The 16,890-nt window shown below is 65.5% G+C and carries 9 protein-coding genes; 2 read left to right on the top strand and 7 right to left on the bottom strand.

What is annotated here, in order from left to right:
* Positions 1 to 2: 2 nt before the first annotated feature.
* From treZ to ACZBJS_RS10175, 5 genes are read right to left on the bottom strand one after another with little or no spacing between them, the layout of a single operon-like run.
* On the bottom strand, positions 3 to 1,754 hold the full coding sequence (gene treZ / locus ACZBJS_RS10195; protein ID WP_463438685.1) for a malto-oligosyltrehalose trehalohydrolase: 1,752 nt from the start codon (positions 1,752 to 1,754) through the stop codon (positions 3 to 5).
* A complete protein-coding gene (glgX, locus tag ACZBJS_RS10190) occupies positions 1,751 to 3,823 on the bottom strand; it encodes a glycogen debranching protein GlgX (protein WP_463438684.1) in 2,073 nt (690 codons plus the stop codon). Before glgX ends, treZ begins: the two co-directional genes overlap by 4 nt.
* Positions 3,824 to 3,826: 3 nt before the next feature.
* Entirely contained in the window at positions 3,827 to 5,974 is a 2,148-nt protein-coding gene (glgB, locus tag ACZBJS_RS10185; RefSeq protein ID WP_438073582.1) for a 1,4-alpha-glucan branching protein GlgB, read from the bottom strand.
* A complete protein-coding gene (gene treS / locus ACZBJS_RS10180; RefSeq protein ID WP_168856922.1) occupies positions 5,971 to 9,276 on the bottom strand; it encodes a maltose alpha-D-glucosyltransferase in 3,306 nt (1,101 codons plus the stop codon). Before treS ends, glgB begins: the two co-directional genes overlap by 4 nt.
* 10 nt (positions 9,277 to 9,286) lie before the next feature.
* Positions 9,287 to 11,236 (bottom strand): alpha-1,4-glucan--maltose-1-phosphate maltosyltransferase, encoded by a 1,950-nt coding sequence (locus tag ACZBJS_RS10175; protein WP_463438683.1) that lies wholly within the window; start codon positions 11,234 to 11,236, stop codon positions 9,287 to 9,289.
* 203 nt (positions 11,237 to 11,439) lie between these two features.
* Between ACZBJS_RS10175 and malQ the strand changes: the two genes are divergently transcribed.
* Positions 11,440 to 13,389 carry a 4-alpha-glucanotransferase gene (gene malQ, locus ACZBJS_RS10170; RefSeq protein ID WP_463438682.1) on the top strand — a complete coding sequence of 650 codons (1,950 nt, stop codon included), beginning with the start codon at positions 11,440 to 11,442 and terminating at the stop codon, positions 13,387 to 13,389.
* Positions 13,390 to 13,404: 15 nt separating this feature from the next.
* Positions 13,405 to 15,213, top strand: a complete 1,809-nt coding sequence (locus ACZBJS_RS10165; protein WP_463438681.1) for a glycoside hydrolase family 15 protein — start codon at positions 13,405 to 13,407, stop codon at positions 15,211 to 15,213.
* Positions 15,214 to 15,574: 361 nt separating this feature from the next.
* Here ACZBJS_RS10165 and ACZBJS_RS10160 read toward each other — a convergent pair whose 3' ends face one another.
* On the bottom strand, positions 15,575 to 16,378 hold the full coding sequence (locus tag ACZBJS_RS10160) for an HAD family hydrolase (RefSeq protein ID WP_463438680.1): 804 nt from the start codon (positions 16,376 to 16,378) through the stop codon (positions 15,575 to 15,577).
* Positions 16,375 to 16,863: a gluconokinase gene (locus tag ACZBJS_RS10155; RefSeq protein WP_076823945.1), complete on the bottom strand. Its 489-nt coding sequence runs from the start codon at positions 16,861 to 16,863 to the stop codon at positions 16,375 to 16,377. The genes ACZBJS_RS10160 and ACZBJS_RS10155 overlap by 4 nt, the downstream gene beginning before the upstream one ends.
* Positions 16,864 to 16,890: the final 27 nt, after the last annotated feature.

Raw genomic sequence — 16,890 nt, 5'->3', positions numbered from 1 at the left:
TGCTATCCGATGTGCCAGCGCACCGCCCAGCCGGGGAGGTCGCTCGACAACGCGCCGCCCCAGATCGCAGTTCCCTTCGGCTCCGGTCCATCGGGGATGTCGCGAGCGGACAAATTGGCTGTCAGCCGCAGCGTGCTGCCGTCGCCCATCTGCCAATGCGCCGTCAACAGGTCGCCAGCCACGATGGCATCGCCGAAACGGCACCCTTTGAGCCGGGGCATGATCTCCTGCCGGCGAACGGCGAGCAGGTCGCGCACCAGCGCAAGCCGCGCGCGCGCCGGATCATGGCCGAGCGCCGCCCAGTCGAGCACGGCCGACCGCACCGTTTCGTCGGCGAGCGGGTCGGGAATGTCGTCGCCATATTTGGCATAGGCCCAGGCGAACTCCTTGCGTCGTCCGGCGCGGACGGCATTGGCGAGCTCGCCCTTGAAATCGCAGAAGAACGGGAAGGGCGTCGTCGCGCCCCATTCCTCGCCCATGAACAGCATCGGCGTGGTCGGCGCGATCAGCGTCACCGCCAGCGCCGCCGCGACCGCCTCCGGCCGGGCAATGCTGACGAGACGATCGCCGAGCGGCCGGTTGCCGATCTGGTCGTGGTTCTGCAGGAAGTTGATGAAGCAGGTCGGCGACAGCATGCCGCTCGGCTCGCCGCGGGCCTTGCCGCCCCAGAACTCCGAGACTTCGCCCTGGTAGATGTAGCCGGACGACAGCGCGCGTGCGAGGTCCTGCTTCGGCGCCCGGTAGTCGCCATAATAGCCCTGCGTCTCACCGGTCAGCAGCACGTGCCAGGCGTGATGATAGTCGTCGTTCCATTGGCCGCGGAATTTGCCGTGCGGCGGATCCTCGGCGGCATCGAGCAGGCTTGCAATGTTGTCGCCGTTTTCGAGCACGAGGTTGATATAGCGGCCGGTCTCGGTGGCGAGCTTGCCGGCGGCATTGCTGAAGTCATGGAGCACGGAGACTTCGCCTGCTTCGACGATGGTGTTGACCGCATCGAACCGCAGCCCGTCGAAGCGATAGTCGCGCAGCCAGCTCACCACGCTGCCGATCGCAAACGCGCGCACCTCGGGCACACGATAATCGATAGCGCTGCCCCACGGGGTGTGCGCGTCACTGAAGAAGGACGGCGCATAGCGGCCGAGATAATTCCCCTCGGGGCCGAAATGGTTATAGACCACGTCGAGCATCACCATCAGCCCGCGCAGATGCGCTTCGTCGATCAGGGTCTTCAGGTCCTCGGGCCGGCCGTAGGCGCTGTCGGGCGCGTACCATAGCACGCCGTCATAGCCCCAGTTGCGCTTCCCGGCGAAATCCGCCAGCGGCATCAGCTCGAGCGCGGTGATGCCGGTCGCCACGAGATGATCGAGCTTGTCGATCATGGCGCGATAGGTGCCCTCTCGGGTGAAGGTGCCGACATGGGCCTCGAGGACGACGGCCTCATGCCAGGGGCGTCCGCGCCAGTCCGTCGCGCGCCACTTGAAGGCGGCGTGGTCGACCACATCGCTCGGGCCGAACACGTCGTCCGGCTGGAATGCGGAGGCGGGATCCGGCACATCGACTTCGTCATCGATGCGGAATTTGTAACGCGTGCCGGCGCGCGCGCCCGGGACCTCGGCGACGTACCAGCCGGCCGCATCGCGCGTGAGCGGATGCGGGTTGTCGAGCAGGAGGTCGACGCGCTTGGCCGCCGGCGCCCAGAGCCGGAAGCGCGTGCCGTCAGGTGTCAGCTCGGCGCCGAAATGTTGTCTGTTCATGTGGAGCCTGCAAATGCCAGCACCGAGCGCGGCGGTGCCCTGGTATCGGCGCCGGATGCGAATTGCTCAGCCGTTTGCTCGGCCTTGGTCGTGTTCAAGACTTGCCGCCAGCTCCTGTATTCCGCCATCCTCGGCATCCTGAACACGATCTCCTGCGGTGCGGCATTGAGCACGATAAAGATCGGCGCCTGTCCTGGTTCCATCGGCCCCAGCACATAGGCGAGGAATCGGCTCTCGGGGAATTTCCAGTCGGATTCCTTCATCTCTTCCGCCGCGGGCGTCAGCCAGAGCACGCCATAGCTGCCGTCGGTGCGCCGGCCGTCGAGCCAGCGCTGGCAGCGGATCTGGCCGAAGCGCTGGCGCAGTGCTGTGAGGTGGCCGATGAAATCGATGGCGTCGTCGTCCGTGCCGAGGTTCTCCCAGCCGATCCAGCCGGTCTCGTTGTCCTGGCAATAGGCGTTGTTGTTGCCACCTTGCGTGTTCGCGACCTCGTCGCCGGCGAGGATCAGCGGCGTGCCCTGTGCGAGCAGCAGGCAGGCCAGCGCATTCTTCCGCAGCTGGCGGCGCAGCGCGATGATGGCAGGATCGTCGGTCGGGCCCTCATGGCTGCAATTGTTGCTGTGATTGTCGTTGGAGCCGTCGCGATTGTCCTCGCCGTTGGCCTCGTTGTGCTTCTCGTTGTAGCTGAAGAGATCGGCGAGCGTGAAACCGTCATGCACCGTGATGTGGTTGACGCTGGCGCGGGTCGCGCGGTTGTCGTGGTGAAACAAATCCGACGACGCGGTCATGCGGCCCGAGATGTCGCCGATCAGGCTGCCTTCGCCGCTCCAGTAGCGCCGCATCGCGCTGCGATAGCGGTCATTCCATTCCGACCATTGCGATGGAAACGCACCGACCTGGTAGCCGCCGAGACCGAGGTCCCAGGGCTCGGCGACCATCTTGGCGGTTGCCAGCACCGGGTCCTGGCGTATCGCGGTGAGGAAGGGGTGGTTGCGATCGAACCCGTTCGGCCCGCGCGCCAGGGTGGTGGCGAGATCGAAGCGGAAGCCGTCGACATGGCAGACCTCGACCCAGTAGCGCAGCGAATCCATCACCATCTGCAGCACGCGCGGATGGGTGAGGTTGACCGAGCTGCCGCAGCCGGTGAAGTCGTCGTAGAAGCGCGGGTTCTCGCGGTTCAGCCAGTAATAGGAGGCATTGTCGATGCCGCGGAAGCACAGCGTCGGGCCCATATGGTTGCCCTCGGCGGTGTGGTTATAGACGACGTCGAGCAACACCTCGATGCCGGCATCGTGCAGCCGCGCCACCGTGGTGCGGAAGGAATCGAGCGCATTGTCCTGGGCGTAGCGCGCCTCCGGCGCGAAGAAGGCGATGGTGTTGTAGCCCCAGTAGTTCGCCAGCTTCTTCTCGACCAGGATACGGTCGTCGATCAGGCCGTGGATCGGCAACAGCTCGATGGTGGTGACGCCGAGCCGCTTGAGGTGGGCGATCATCGCCGGTGACGACAGGCCGCCATAGGTGCCGCGCAGGTTCGGCGGCACGTCCTCGCGCTTCTGCGTCAGGCCCTTGACGTGGGCCTCGTAGATGATGGTGTCTTCCCAGGGGATATGCGGCCGGATCTCGCGGCGGCCCCAGTTGAAGGTCTCGTCGACCACGACCGCCTTCGGCATGCCGCGGGCATTGTCGCGCCGGTCGAACGAAAGGTCCTCGCGCGCGCTGCCGGTGCGGTAGGCGAAATGCGCATCGCTCCATACCAGCCGGCCGGCGAGCCGCTTGGCGTAGGGGTCGAGCAGCAGCTTGTTGGCGTTGAAGCGATGGCCGCGCTCCGGCGCGTAGGGCCCGTAGACGCGATAGCCGTAGAGCTGGCCCGGCGAGACGTCGTTGAGATAGCAGTGCCAGACGTCTTCGGTGCGCTCCGGCATCTCGATCCGCTCGAGCTCGCGGCGGCCCTGGCCGTCGAACAGGCACAGCTCCACCTTCTCCGCGTTCGCCGAGAAAAGCGCAAAATTGGTGCCTCTGCCGTCCCAGCTTGCACCGAGCCGTGCGGACGTACCCCCGGTCAGTCGCATCAATCAGCTTTCCGGTACGAGGAAGATCGCAGCCAGCGGCGGAATGGTCAGGCTCAGCTCGGGCGTGGCGTCCTCCGATGCGCGCACCTCGCCGACATTGCCGACATTGGTGCCGCCGTAATGCGCGGAATCCGAGTTGAACACCTCGTGCCACTTGCCCGCGAACGGCACCGGGACGCGATAGTTGCGGTAGACGTTGGGTGAGAAGTTTGCGATCACGAGGCAGCGTGCGCGCTCAGCATTGCCCTTGCGGATCCAGGCAAACACGTTGTTGTTGGCATCGTCGGTGATGACCCATTCGAAGCCGGCCTGGTCGCAGTCGAGCTCGTGCAGCGCCGGCAGCGCGCGATAGAGCCGGTTGAGGTCGCGGACCAGGTTCTGGATGCCGCTGTGCTTCGGTTGTTGCAGCAGATGCCAATCGATCGAGTAGTCGTGATTCCACTCGCGTTCCTGGCCGAACTCGCAGCCCATGAACATCAGCTTCTTGCCGGGGTGGCCGAACATGAAGCTGTAATAGGCGCGCAGATTGGCAAAGCGCTGCCAGTCGTCGCCGGGCATGCGGCCGAGGATCGAGCGCTTGCCGTGCACCACCTCGTCGTGGGACAGCGGCAGGATGAAATTCTCCGAGAAGGCGTAGTGCAGGCCGAACAGGATGTCGCCGTGATGGTATTTGCGGTGGATGGGATCCTTGCCGATATATTTCAGCGTGTCGTGCATCCAGCCCATGTTCCACTTGTAGCCGAAGCCGAGCCCGCCATACTCGACGGGACGCGACACCTGCGGCCATGCGGTGGATTCTTCCGCCGCCGTCGTCGCCTGCGGAAAATGCGCGAACAATTCGGTGTTGAAGCGGCGCAGGAAGTCGATCGCCTCGATGTTCTCCCGGCCGCCATATTTGTTCGGAATCCAGCCACCGGCGGGACGGCTGTAGTCGAGATAGAGCATGGAGGCGACGGCATCGACGCGCAGCCCGTCGATGCCGTAGCGATCGAGCCAGAACAGTGCGTTCGACACCAGGAAGTTGGTGATCTCGGTGCGCCCGTAATTGTAGATCAGCGTACCCCAATCGAGGTGACGGCCCTGCAGCGGATTGGCGTGCTCGTAGAGCGCGGTGCCGTCGAAATTGCCGAGCCCGTGCGGATCGTCGGGGAAATGCCCGGGCACCCAGTCGAGCAGCACGGCGAGCCCTGCGCCGTGGCAGGCGTCGATCAGCGCGGCGAAATCGTCCGGCGAGCCGAAGCGGCTGGTCGGCGCGAACATGCCCGTCGGCTGGTAGCCCCAGGAGCCGTCGAACGGATGCTCTGATATCGGCAGGAATTCGACATGGGTAAAGCCCATGTCGCTGGCATAGGCCGGCAGCTGCTCCGCCATCTCGCGATAGGTCAGCCACTCGTTGCGTCCCTTGCGCCGCCACGATCCGAGATGGACCTCGTAGATCGACATCGGCGAGCTCAGCGCGTTGACGCGATCCGGCGCCGGGCGCGGATGCGGGATCTTGCGCTCGTCGATCACGATCGAGGCGGTCTTCGGGCGCACCTCGGCGGCGAACGCCAGGGGATCGGACTTCAGCGGCAGATGCTGGCCGTTGCGCCCGATGATCTCGAACTTGTAGTGGTCGCCGACCCTTGCACGCGGGATGAACAGTTCCCAGTAGCCCGGGCCGCGCACGCGCATCGGATGCCGCCGTCCGTCCCAGAAATTGAAGTCGCCGACCACGCTGACCCGGCGCGCATTCGGCGCCAGCACCACGAAGCCGATGCCGTCGACGCCGTCGAGCGTCATCGGATGCGCGCCGAGCGTGTCGTAGACGCGCTGATGCGTGCCTTCGCCGAGCAGATAGAGATCGAAATCGCTCAGGATCGGCGGAAAGCGGTAGGCATCCTCCAGCTCGACAACGTTGTCGCCGAAACGGGCGCGGAGCTGGTAGCGCGTCGAGCCGTTCGGCAGGGGGCCTGCGAACAGGCCGGCGTCATGGATCCGCGCCAGCTGTGCGGTCTCGCCATGCTCGCCGATCGCCTCGACATTGCTGGCATCGGGCAGGAAGGCGCGCACGACGTTGCGGTCCCCCTCGGGGTGAAGCCCGAGATAGTGGAAGGGGTCGGAGTGGCGGCCCTCGATGATGGCATAGGCCTCGGCGGGCAGTTTGCTCATGCAACCTCATGCGGCTGTTGCGCCAGGATCCTCAGCAGGCCGGTGAGCGGCACCCGCAGCCAATCCGGCCGGTTGGCCAGCTCATACTCGATCTCATAGAAGGCTTTCTCAAGCAGGAAAAAATTGAGCAGGCGATCGGCCGTCTTGGCGTCGGCGGGCCACAGCCGCTGGCCGGCCACCGTCTCGCGATAGGCCGCCAGCAGGGTATCCGCGGCCTGGTCGCGCCATTCGGCCAAGGCGAGGCTCAGCCGGCCGCTCTCGTCGGGGGAGACCTTGAGCGTGCGTTCCAGCGCGGCGGTCGCCGCATAGTCGATCGAACGGATCAGGCCGGCGACGTCGCGCGCCGGCGGCGCCTTGCGCCGCCGCTCGGCGATGGTGCGGCCCGGTCCGCCGTCGAAATCGATGATGAAGACGTCGTCCTTGACCACCAGCAACTGACCGAGATGCAGGTCGCCGTGATGGCGGATATTGAACCCGTCGGTTTCGCGCGGCAGCAGCGCCTTGAGCCGCTCCGGCAGCGTGTCGTGCTGGGCCTGCAACTGATCGGCCAGCAGCCGGTCGGCCTCTCTCAGTGAGCCGCGCCGCTGCTTCAGCGTATCGAACACGCGCTCGGCCCGCGCCATGATCTCGTCGGCCCAGCGCTGCAGGTCGTCGGGCTTGGTCGGCTCGGGCGCGAAGTCCGGCAGGTCGCGGTTGCTGGCGAGCGCCAGATGCAGCTCGGCCAGCCGCTTTCCGCTATGCGACATGTGGCGCAGATAGGTGGCCTGGTCGCTGTTCTCCACGGGGTGCTCGCTCACTGTCAGCAGGCGCTGCCGTTCGACCAGGCGGTCGAGGTGTGCGCCTGCGATGGTCCAGAGGTCGCCCTGGTTGACGACCATCGCATGCAGGACGGCGATGGCGCTGCGCTTGTCGCCCTCGATCAGCTCGGCGGTGCCGAGCAAGGCAGGGGTGTTCGGAAAGTTGACCACCTCGGTGAGGAAGCGGCCCATCTCGATCTCCGGATTGATGCCGACCTCGAGCTTGCGATAGATCTTGGTGACATATTCGTTGTCGACCAGCGCGGTCGAATGCGGCTGGTCGTTCTCGAACACCCGGATACGCTCGGGCTGCCGCACCGGCCGGTCGGAGAAGCGGCTGGTCGGCCGGAATTCGAGCTTGAGGCCTTGCTCGCCTTCGTCGACCGTGAGGTTTTCCCGCAGGTTGCGCAGGAACAAGCCGGTGAAGATCTGGTCGGTGGCAACGTCGAGCAGCGTGCCCTCGCGCGCGCCCTGGCGTATCGCGGCGAAGGCGCGCGGGTTGTAGCGCTCGCGGTCGAAGCGCACCCACTCGATCTGCATCGGCAGCACGTAGCGGCTGGTGGTGCCGCGCTGCGTGGTCTCGAAGAAGGCGAGCCACGGCCGGTTGTCGCCGATGTCGCAGAACGGGATCGCGGAGACCAGCACCGGCTGGATCGCGCTCGCCGATCGTTCCGGATACCAGCGCGTGCGGGCGAGATGACCGGGCAGCACGTCGTGCTCGAACACGCCGCGGGTGCGCGCCAGTGACATCCAGGTCGAATTCAGCGGCACCACCAGCGTCTCGAATTCCGGCACCGCGCGCGGCGTCACCGGCTCGGACTTGTCGCGCTCCTGCAGCTGGAACCAGTAGAAGCCGTACGGCGCGAGCGTGATCATGTAGGGCAGCTCGCCGATAGCCGGGAAGCGCGTGCGGCCGAGCATCTCGAGCGGAATGCGGTCCTTGAAGGCGGAGAGGTCGAGCTCGGTGGCCTGCGCCGACCGCGACAGATTGGCGATGCACAGGATCGCCTCACCCTGGTACTGGCGCACATAGGCCAGCACCGAGCGGTTCTCCGGGCGGATGAAGGTCATGGTGCCGCGCCCGAAGGCAAGCGTCGACTTGCGTACCGCGATCAGCCGCTTGGTCGCCGACAGCAGCGACGACAGGCTGCGCGACTGCGCCTCGACATTGACGGATTCATAGCCGTAGACCGGGTCCATGATCATCGGCGCGTAGAGCCGCGCCGGGTCGGCGCGCGAGAAGCCGCCGTTGCGGTCCGGCGACCACTGCATTGGCGTCCGCACGCCGTTGCGGTCGCCGAGATAGATGTTGTCGCCCATGCCGATCTCGTCGCCGTAATAGATGATCGGCGTGCCCGGGAACGACAGCAGCAGCGAGTTCATCAGCTCGATCTTGCGCCGGTCGTTGTCCATCAGCGGCGCAAGGCGGCGGCGGATTCCGACATTGATGCGGGCGCGCGGATCGTTGGCGTACGTCGACCACAGATAGTCGCGCTCGACGTCGGTGACCATTTCCAGCGTCAGCTCGTCGTGATTGCGCAGGAACAGCGCCCACTGCGCAGCGGCGGGAATGTCGGGCGTCTGCCGCAGGATGTCGGTGATCGGAAAGCGGTCTTCCTGGGCGATCGCCATGTAGATGCGCGGCATCAGCGGGAAGTGATAGGCCATGTGGCATTCGTCGCCATGGCCGAAATATTCCTGCACGTCCTCCGGCCATTGATTGGCTTCGGCCAGCAGGATCTTGCCCTTGGCATAGGCGTCGAGCTCCTGGCGCAGCCGCTTGATGATGGCATGCGTCTCCGGCAGGTTCTCGTTGTTGGTGCCGTCGCGCTCGCACAGATAGGGAATGGCGTCGAGCCGGAAACCGTCGACGCCGGTGTCGAGCCAGCGCTTCATCACCTGCACGATGGCGCGCACCACGCGCGGATTGTCGAAATTCAGGTCCGGCTGGTGCGAGAAGAAGCGGTGCCAGTAGAACTGGCCGGCCTCCGGATCCCAGGTCCAGTTCGACTTCTCCGTATCGGTAAAGATGATCCTTGTATCGAGGTATTTCTGGTCGGTGTCGCTCCAGACGTACCAGCTGCGCGCGCTCGAATTCGGCGGGCTGCGGCGCGCGCGCTTGAACCACGCATGCTGGTCCGAGGTGTGGTTGACGACGAGCTCGGTGATGACGCGCAGGCCGCGCTTCTTGGCCTCCTGGATGAAGCGCTTGAAGTCCTTCATCGTCCCGAAATCGGGATTGATGTCGCCGTAGTCGCCGATGTCGTAGCCGTCGTCGCGGCCGGGCGAGGGATAGAACGGCAACAGCCACAGCGCGGTGACGCCGAGCTCCTGCAGATAGCCGAGTTTCTCCGTCAGCCCCGCGAAGTCGCCGATGCCGTCATTGTTGCTGTCGGCAAATGCCTTGACATGCAGCTGGTAAATGATCGCGTCCTTGTACCACAGCTGGTCCGCAGTCTCGGTTGCGACCTTCTCCTGGGTATTGACGGAGGAGAATACGTTCATGACGGCTCCTTCAGGCGACACAGCGCAGCAGCAACGCGGGATCGCGCGCAGGATCTATACGTAGACGGATGCCTCCCCATTCGAGCGCGTGGCGCTCTCCGGTGACAAGGTCTTCCACTGCCGAGACGGGGCGGCGGGCATCGCCACGGCCGACCATGACGTCGCCGAGCGGCAGCCAGACCTCACGCAACTCGGCTGATAATGCAATCGCGGCCGCGATCACATTGCCCTGATCGACGGCCTCCTTGATGAAGCCGATCACGCCACCGTCATCGACACTGATAAAGCGCAAATTGGCGAATTGTTGCAGGGCCGGATTGCCGCGTCTGATCCGGTTGAGAGCTGCGATATAGGGCTTGATGTTCCCCGGCTGCTCCCAGTTGCGAACCCTGATCTCGTACTTCTCGGAGTTGAGATATTCCTCGCGGCCGGGGACTGGCGTGTGCTCGAGCAATTCGAAGCCGCTGTAAATGCCATAGCTGCTTGAAAGCGTCGCGGCCAGCGCGAGACGCGACTTGAACATCCAGGATTCGCCGCTTTGCAGGTGGAAGGGCAGGATGTCCGGTGTGTTGACGAAGAAATTCGGCCGAAAGAAGTCACGCTCGGGATAGGAGGTCAACTCGCCGAGATATTGTTCGAGCTCGAAGCGCTGCGTCCGCCAGGTGAAATAGCTGTAGGACTGCGTGAAGCCGAGCTTGGCGAGGCCCTTCATCAGTTTCGGGCGCGCGAAGGCTTCCGCAAGGAACAGCACGTCCGCGTCGCGGTCCCGCACCTCGCGGATCAGCCACTCCCAGAACGCCAGCGGCTTGGTGTGCGGATTGTCGACCCGGAAGATCCTGACGCCCTGTTCGACCCAGAACAGCACGACGTCGCGCAGTGCGCGCCACAGGGCGCCGGCGTCTTCGGACCCGAAATCCGGGTTCACGATATCATCCCAGCGCTGCGGGGGATGCTCGGCGGTGCGCATCGATCCGTCCGGGCGCCGCTTGAACCACTCTGGATGTTCGTTCAGCCAGGGATGATCAGGGGAGCACTGCACGGCGAAATCGAGCGCGACCTCGAGGCCATGCGCCTTGCTTGCCGCCACGAAGGCGCGGAAGTCGTCGAGCGTGCCGAGTTCCGGATGCACGGCGTCGTGGCCGCCCTCGGCTGCGCCGATCGCATAGGGGCTGCCGGGATCGCCCGCCTGTGCGATCGCGGCATTGTTGCGGCCCTTGCGGTGCTGCCGGCCGATCGGGTGGATCGGCGCGAGCAGGACGACGTCAAAGCCCATCGCGGCGATGTCGGGAAGCCGCGCGATGCAGTCGTTGAAGGTTGCATGCATGCCCGGTGTCTTGCCCTGGCTGCGCGGAAACATCTGGTACCATGCGCCGCTGCGCGCCCGCGGGCGGTCCGCGGTCAGCGGGTAGAGCTGCGATCGCATCAGATCGCGGCGAAACTGGCTGCCGGCCATCGCCTCCCGCAATTCGGGCGCGAGCAGCGCACCTGGTTCGCCGGTCTGCAGAAAGATTTCGCACTGCCTGATGATGACGGCCGCCGCCGCCGGGCTGCCGGCCTGCGCCTGGGTCAGCATGCCCGCGCCTTCGAGCGCGTCCAGCGTGTGATCGCTGCCGTCGCGCGGCGTCTGCTCGAAACGATGCCGCCAGCTGGCGAATTCATCGGTCCAGGCCTCGATCGCGAAGGCGTAGCGGCCGGGCCGGTCGGGCACGAAAGCGCCGCCCCAGCGGTCGTCGCTGTGCGCCGTCATCGGCGCGACCTGCCATTCGCTGTCGCCCTCGCGCCGCCACACCAATGCCGCCGATATCACGTCATGTCCGGCACGGTAGATGTCGGCCCACACTTCGACAGGTTCGCCCACAATGCGCTTGACCGGAAAGCGGCCGCCATCAACCGACGGATAGACATCGGTGATATGAAAAGTGCCATGGGCACTCTCGACAGGCCGGAGGGTTTTGTTCACGGTGATGCCGCCATTAAAAATGCAAATGACGTCCCGGCGCCGGGAAGGAGGCGCGCCAGACCCATATAGAAAGCCGCTCGCCGGGCAATGGTTCCCGGTGGGAACGCCGGATAGGGTAGAGCGTTGAACATCAACTATCCCTTTCCCGTATCTGTACAATTTAGCAACGATCCACCAACCGTTGCGAGCAGGCAGCGTGCCGAATGGACCTTTACGCCAAAGCCCAGACCCTGGGAATCCAGACCGAGTATATCGATGGCAGCGGTCACCGCCGTGTGACAACCCCCGAGGCGCTCACGGCGATCCTCGACGCGCTGCCGCCGCAGGCGCCCCGTCGGATCATCGCCGATCCCGTGGTGGTCAGAGGCGGCCAGGCTGCGCAAACGCAGTTCTCGGAGGCTGCCCGGCTTCCGGTGCAATGGAAGCTTGCGAATGGCACCGGGGTGCTCGCGCAGGGCGAGGCGCGTGAGCGCAGTGTGACGTGGCCGTCAGGTCTGCCCGAAGGCGTGCACCGGTTGCAGCTATCGGACGCATCTGGCAGCGAGGAGCTGCCGCTGCTGGTGGCGCCGCACGGCGCCTTCGGCGGCGAGTTCGACCGCTGCTGGGTGATCGCGGTGCAACTCTACGGCGTGCGGTCCGCGCGCAACTGGGGCATCGGTGACTTCACCGACCTGCAGCACCTGCTCGAATTCGCCCACCGGCTCGGCGCCGACGGCGTCGGGCTCAATCCGCTGCATGCGCTGTTCGACGATCGGCCCGGCGATTGCAGCCCGTACTCGCCGAACAGCCGGCTGTTCCTCAATGCGCTTTACATCGACGTCGAGCAGATTCCCGAATTCCGCGTCGATGCCGAGACCAAGGCCGCGCTGGCACCGCTCCGCAGCCACGACATGGTCGACTATGTCGGCGTCGCGGCGCAGAAATGGCCCGCGCTGCGCGCGGCGTTCGCGGCCTTCAAGGCCAACCCGGGCCTCGGCCGCTGGCAGGATTTCGAGGCCTATCGCAACGAGCAGGGCACGCTGCTGTCGCGCTTCGCCTGCTTCGAGGTGATGCGGCACAAATTCAACACGCCGTGGTGGGAATGGCCGGACGAATGGCGGCAGCCGAGCGACGCAGCTTGTGCAAAATTGCGCCGCTCGCGCGACTCTGCCGCCGAGGTCGAGTTCGTCGAATTCGTGCAATGGACCGCGGACCGTCAACTCGGCGCCTGCCAGGCGCTGGCGCACAAGCGCGGCATGCGGGTCGGGCTTTATCTCGACGTCGCCGTCGGCGTGCAGTCGGACGGGTTCGACGCCTGGAATGAGCAGATCGCGATCTCGCGCCATCTCGGCGTCGGCGCGCCGCCTGACCCGCTCAACACGGCGGGCCAGGACTGGGGGCTTGCCGGCTTCAACGCCGCGGGCCTTGAACAGCGCTCGTTCGAGCCGTTCAGGCAGATGCTGCGCGCCTCGATGCACCACGCCGGCGCAATCAGGCTCGACCACGCGTTCGGGCTGAAGCGGCTCTATCTGGTACCGCGCGGCTTCGGCCCGGCCAATGGCGCCTATGTGCTGATGCCGTTCGAGGCGCTGCTGGCGGCGACCGCGCAGGAGAGCGTGGCGAGCCGCTGCGTCGTGATCGGCGAGGACCTCGGCACCGTACCTCCCGGGTTCCGCGAGCAGATGAACGGCTGGGGCATCTGGTCCTATCTCGTGATGATGTTCGAGACCGACGACCAGGGCGTCTTCCGCAACGCCGACTACTATCTGCCGAATGCGCTGGTGACCTTCAACACCCACGACCTCTCGACCTATGCGGGCTGGCGCTCGTTCAGCGACCTCAAGACCAAGCGTGCGCTCGGGATCGATCCCGGCGAGACCGACGAGGGGCGCTGGCACGCGCTCGGCCAGCTCGACGACGTGCTGCGCCGGCACGACATCCACGCGAACGATTTCTATTCGGTGGCGAGCTTCTTGGCACGGACGCGGTCGCGGATGATGGCGGTGTCGATGGAGGACCTGCTCGGCATTGTCGAGCAGCCGAACATCCCCGGCACCGTCTACGAGCATCCGAACTGGAAGCGGCGGCTTCCGGTCTCGATCGAGCATCTCGCGTCGGCGATCGACGTCGACGCCCTCAAGCGCGCGACCCGCGAGCGCTCGCACACCGGGTAACGCGGAGCGCAGCGCGTGGCCTCTCGTATCGAAGACTATGGACTGATCGGAGATTGCGAGACCGCCGCGCTGGTCGGCCGCGACGGCTCGATCGACTGGCTGTGTTGGCCGGCGTTCGATTCCGACCCCTGCTTCGCGGCGCTGCTTGGCACGTCGAGGAACGGTCGCTGGCTGCTGGCGCCCACAGGCGAGATCAAGCAGACCTCGCGGCGCTACTGGGACGATACGCTGATCCTGGAGACCCGGTTCGAGGCGGAGGGCGGCGCGGTCGCGCTGATCGATTTCATGCCGCCGCGCGGCAACGCCTCCGATGTGGTCCGCCTCGTTCGCGGCGTCAGCGGCCGCGTCAAGATGCGCATGGAGCTGGTGATCCGCTTCGGCTTCGGCGTCGATGTCCCCTGGGTGCGGAAGAATCCGGATGGTGACGGGCTTCTGGCGATCAGCGGGCAGGACATGACCGTGCTGCGCACGCCGGTCGAAACCCGCGGCAAGGATCTGACCACGATCGCCGATTTCGAGATCGGCGAAGGCGACACCGTGCCGTTCGTCCTGACCTATGGACCGTCCTATCACCCGGTGCCGGAGGCGATCGACCCTGAGGCTGCGCTGAAGGACACCGAGGAATACTGGCGGGAATGGTGCAGCCGTTCGACCTATGACGGCAGCTATCAACGCGCCCTCGTGATGCGCTCGCTGATCACGCTGAAGGCGCTGACCTTCAGGCCGACCGGCGGCATCGTCGCGGCACCCACCACGTCGTTGCCGGAAAAGCTCGGCGGCGCGCGCAATTGGGACTACCGGTTCTGCTGGCTGCGCGACGCCACCTTTACGCTGCTGGCCCTGATGAACTCGGGCTACACCGAGGAAGCGGCAGCCTGGCACAACTGGCTGCTGCGGGCCGCAGCCGGCGCGCCGGCCAACATGCAGATCATGTACGGCATCCTGGGCCAGCGACGCCTCCTGGAATGGGAGGCAGGGTGGCTGTCCGGCTATGAAGGGGCGCAGCCGGTACGCGCCGGCAACGCCGCGCATGCGCAACTTCAGCTCGACGTCTATGGCGAGCTGATCGACGCCTTCCATCAGTCCCGCATGGCCAAGCTGAAGCTCGACGAAGAGAACTGGTCGCTCGAATGCACCGTCGTCACCCATCTCGCCGATGTCTGGGATCAGCCGGATCACGGCATCTGGGAACGCCGTGGCACCCCCAGACACTACGTGTTCTCCAAGGTGATGTGCTGGGTCGCCTTCGACCGCGCCATCAAGAGCGCGGAGCGGTTCGGCTTCAAGGGGCCGCTCGTCAAATGGCGGGTGCTGCGCGAGGCCATTCATCGCGACGTCTGCCAACGCGGCTTCGATCCCGGCCTCAACAGTTTCGTCGAGAGCTATGGCTCAAAGTTGCTCGACGCCAGCCTGCTGCTGCTGCCGTCGGTCGGCTTCCTGCCGTCGGGCGATCCGCGCATCCGCGGCACGATCGACGCGGTCGAACGGCACATGATGCGCGACGGCTTCGTGCTGCGGCACGATCCGCGCGAGGTGTCCGATGAGGTCCAGCCGATCGAGGGCGCGTTCCTGGCCTGCAGCCTGTGGCTAGCCGACGCTCATGTGCTGGCGGGAGATGTCGACAAGGCGCAGACCATGTTCGACCGCGTGGTGGCGGTCGCCAACGATCTCGGACTGTTGGCCGAGGAGTTCGATTCCGGCGCCGGCCGGCAGACCGGCAATTTCCCGCAGGCGCTGACCCATATCGCGTTGATCAACACCGCGCACAATCTCAGCGCCGCCAGGGCCGACGCCGAGAAGCCTGCGGTGCAGCGTTCGACTTAAAACACCGCGGCGATGCCGCCCTCCATCTTCCGCTTGCGGGACCGCCGCAGGTCCGCGCTGCCAAAATATCGAAAACAACCCCATGCAAAGGAGCCGGCAGCTGCCGGCACTCGACCGGGCAACTTGACACGTCGGGCAAATCAGGAATATATTTCCAATATTCCGAAATCGTGCGAGTGTGATCGGCCCGCCTCAGGAACCGCGGATTGGTCGGGTGACAGATCTCGCCGTGACAAAGGGCCGCGTGATCAGCGTGACGCGATCACATGATCGATTTGACTCGATTGCGACGTGGCGGACTGTAACGGCGATCACGCTGCGCCCCGCGCTCGATCACGGGTGGGGCGATCGTTCGCACGCCTCAGCGAAGCTGCAACACCGTGTCCATCGCGCGTGCGAAACCGTCCTGCTCGTTGGATTCGGTGACATGCGTGGCGCGCGCCTTCACGTCATCGCTGGCATTGCCCATCGCGAAGGAGACGCCGCTTCGCGCGAACATCGGCAGATCGTTCTGCATGTCGCCGATCGTGGCGACGTTCTCCAGCGGTACGCCAAGGCGCTTCGCGATGCCCTCGACGAAGGTGCCCTTGTCGTGACCGGGCGGGGTGACGTCGAGATAGTAGGTCTGCGAGCGGACCGCGGTGGCATCACGGCCGACCATCTGCTGCATCTCGGCCTCGCAGCGTTGCAGCAGGGCCGCATCCGAGCTCGCGCCGACGATCTTGCAAGCCTGGTCGAGATAGGGCGTGAAATCGCCGACGATGGTCGGATCATGCTTGATCGTGCGCTGCTCGTGGGCGGTGTACTCGCCGTCAGGATTGCGCGTCAGCCAGCGGTCGTTGGTGAACAGCCAGATGTCGACGTCGCGCTCGCGCAGCATGTCGATGCAGCGTTTTGCGACCGCGGCCGGGATCAAATGCTGCTCGAGGGGCTTGAGCTGCGGATCGACGATCGAAGAGCCGTTGAAGGCGCCGATCGGCTGTGTGATCGCAAGCGGCGCAACCAGAAAGCCCATCCCGATCGTCGGCCGGCTGGAGACGATGGTGAAGCCGATGCCGGCCTCGTGCAGCCTGCGCACCGCCGCCCTGGCGCCGTCGGTCAAGGTCTTGTCCTTGGTGAGCAGCGTGCCGTCGACATCGGATACGACAAGGGCGATGCGGGTCATGTGCGGTCCAGCTTCAGTTGATTGACGATGTCTTCGACGATGGTTTCGACCGGACGGTCGATCGCAACCGTGATCGGGCGTTCCTCTGGGGTCGGCGGCTCCAGCGTCTTGAACTGGCTGGCGAGCAGCCCCGGCGGCATGAAATGGCCCTTGCGCGCGCCGAGCCGCGTGGCGATCAGCTCCTGCGAGCCGTCGAGGAAGACGATGCGGATATCGTCGCGGCCATGCACCAGGATGTCGCGATAGGCGCGCTTCAGCGCGGAGCAGGCGATGACGGCGCGTTCGCGGACGCCGCAGGTGCGGTCGATCTCGTCGGCGATCGCGCGCAGCCAGGGCCAGCGATCCTCGTCGGTGAGCGGCTGGCCGGAATGCATTTTGGCGACATTGCTTGGCGGATGAAAACTGTCGCCGTCCTCGAAGCGCCAGCCGATCCTGATCGCCAGGCGGTCGGCGATGGTGCTCTTGCCCGAACCCGACACGCCCATCACGACCAGTGCGCAGGGGTTTTGTCC

It is taken from the genome of Bradyrhizobium sp. KZN70725 (assembly GCF_055264925.1).
This window is presented reverse-complemented; position numbering and strand designations above follow the sequence as displayed.

Bases quoted from the DNA above. Each gene is read 5' to 3' on its own strand.
- treS (WP_168856922.1), bottom strand. From the start codon at position 9,276: ATGAACGTATTCTCCTCCGTCAATACCCAGGAGAAGGTCGCAACCGAG.
- treZ (WP_463438685.1), bottom strand. From the start codon at position 1,754: ATGAACAGACAACATTTCGGCGCCGAGCTGACACCTGACGGCACGCGC.
- malQ (WP_463438682.1), top strand. From the start codon at position 11,440: ATGGACCTTTACGCCAAAGCCCAGACCCTGGGAATCCAGACCGAGTAT.
- glgB (WP_438073582.1), bottom strand. From the start codon at position 5,974: ATGAGCAAACTGCCCGCCGAGGCCTATGCCATCATCGAGGGCCGCCAC.
- glgX (WP_463438684.1), bottom strand. From the start codon at position 3,823: ATGCGACTGACCGGGGGTACGTCCGCACGGCTCGGTGCAAGCTGGGAC.
- ACZBJS_RS10160 (WP_463438680.1), bottom strand. From the start codon at position 16,378: ATGACCCGCATCGCCCTTGTCGTATCCGATGTCGACGGCACGCTGCTC.
- ACZBJS_RS10155 (WP_076823945.1), bottom strand. From the start codon at position 16,863: ATGGGCGTGTCGGGTTCGGGCAAGAGCACCATCGCCGACCGCCTGGCG.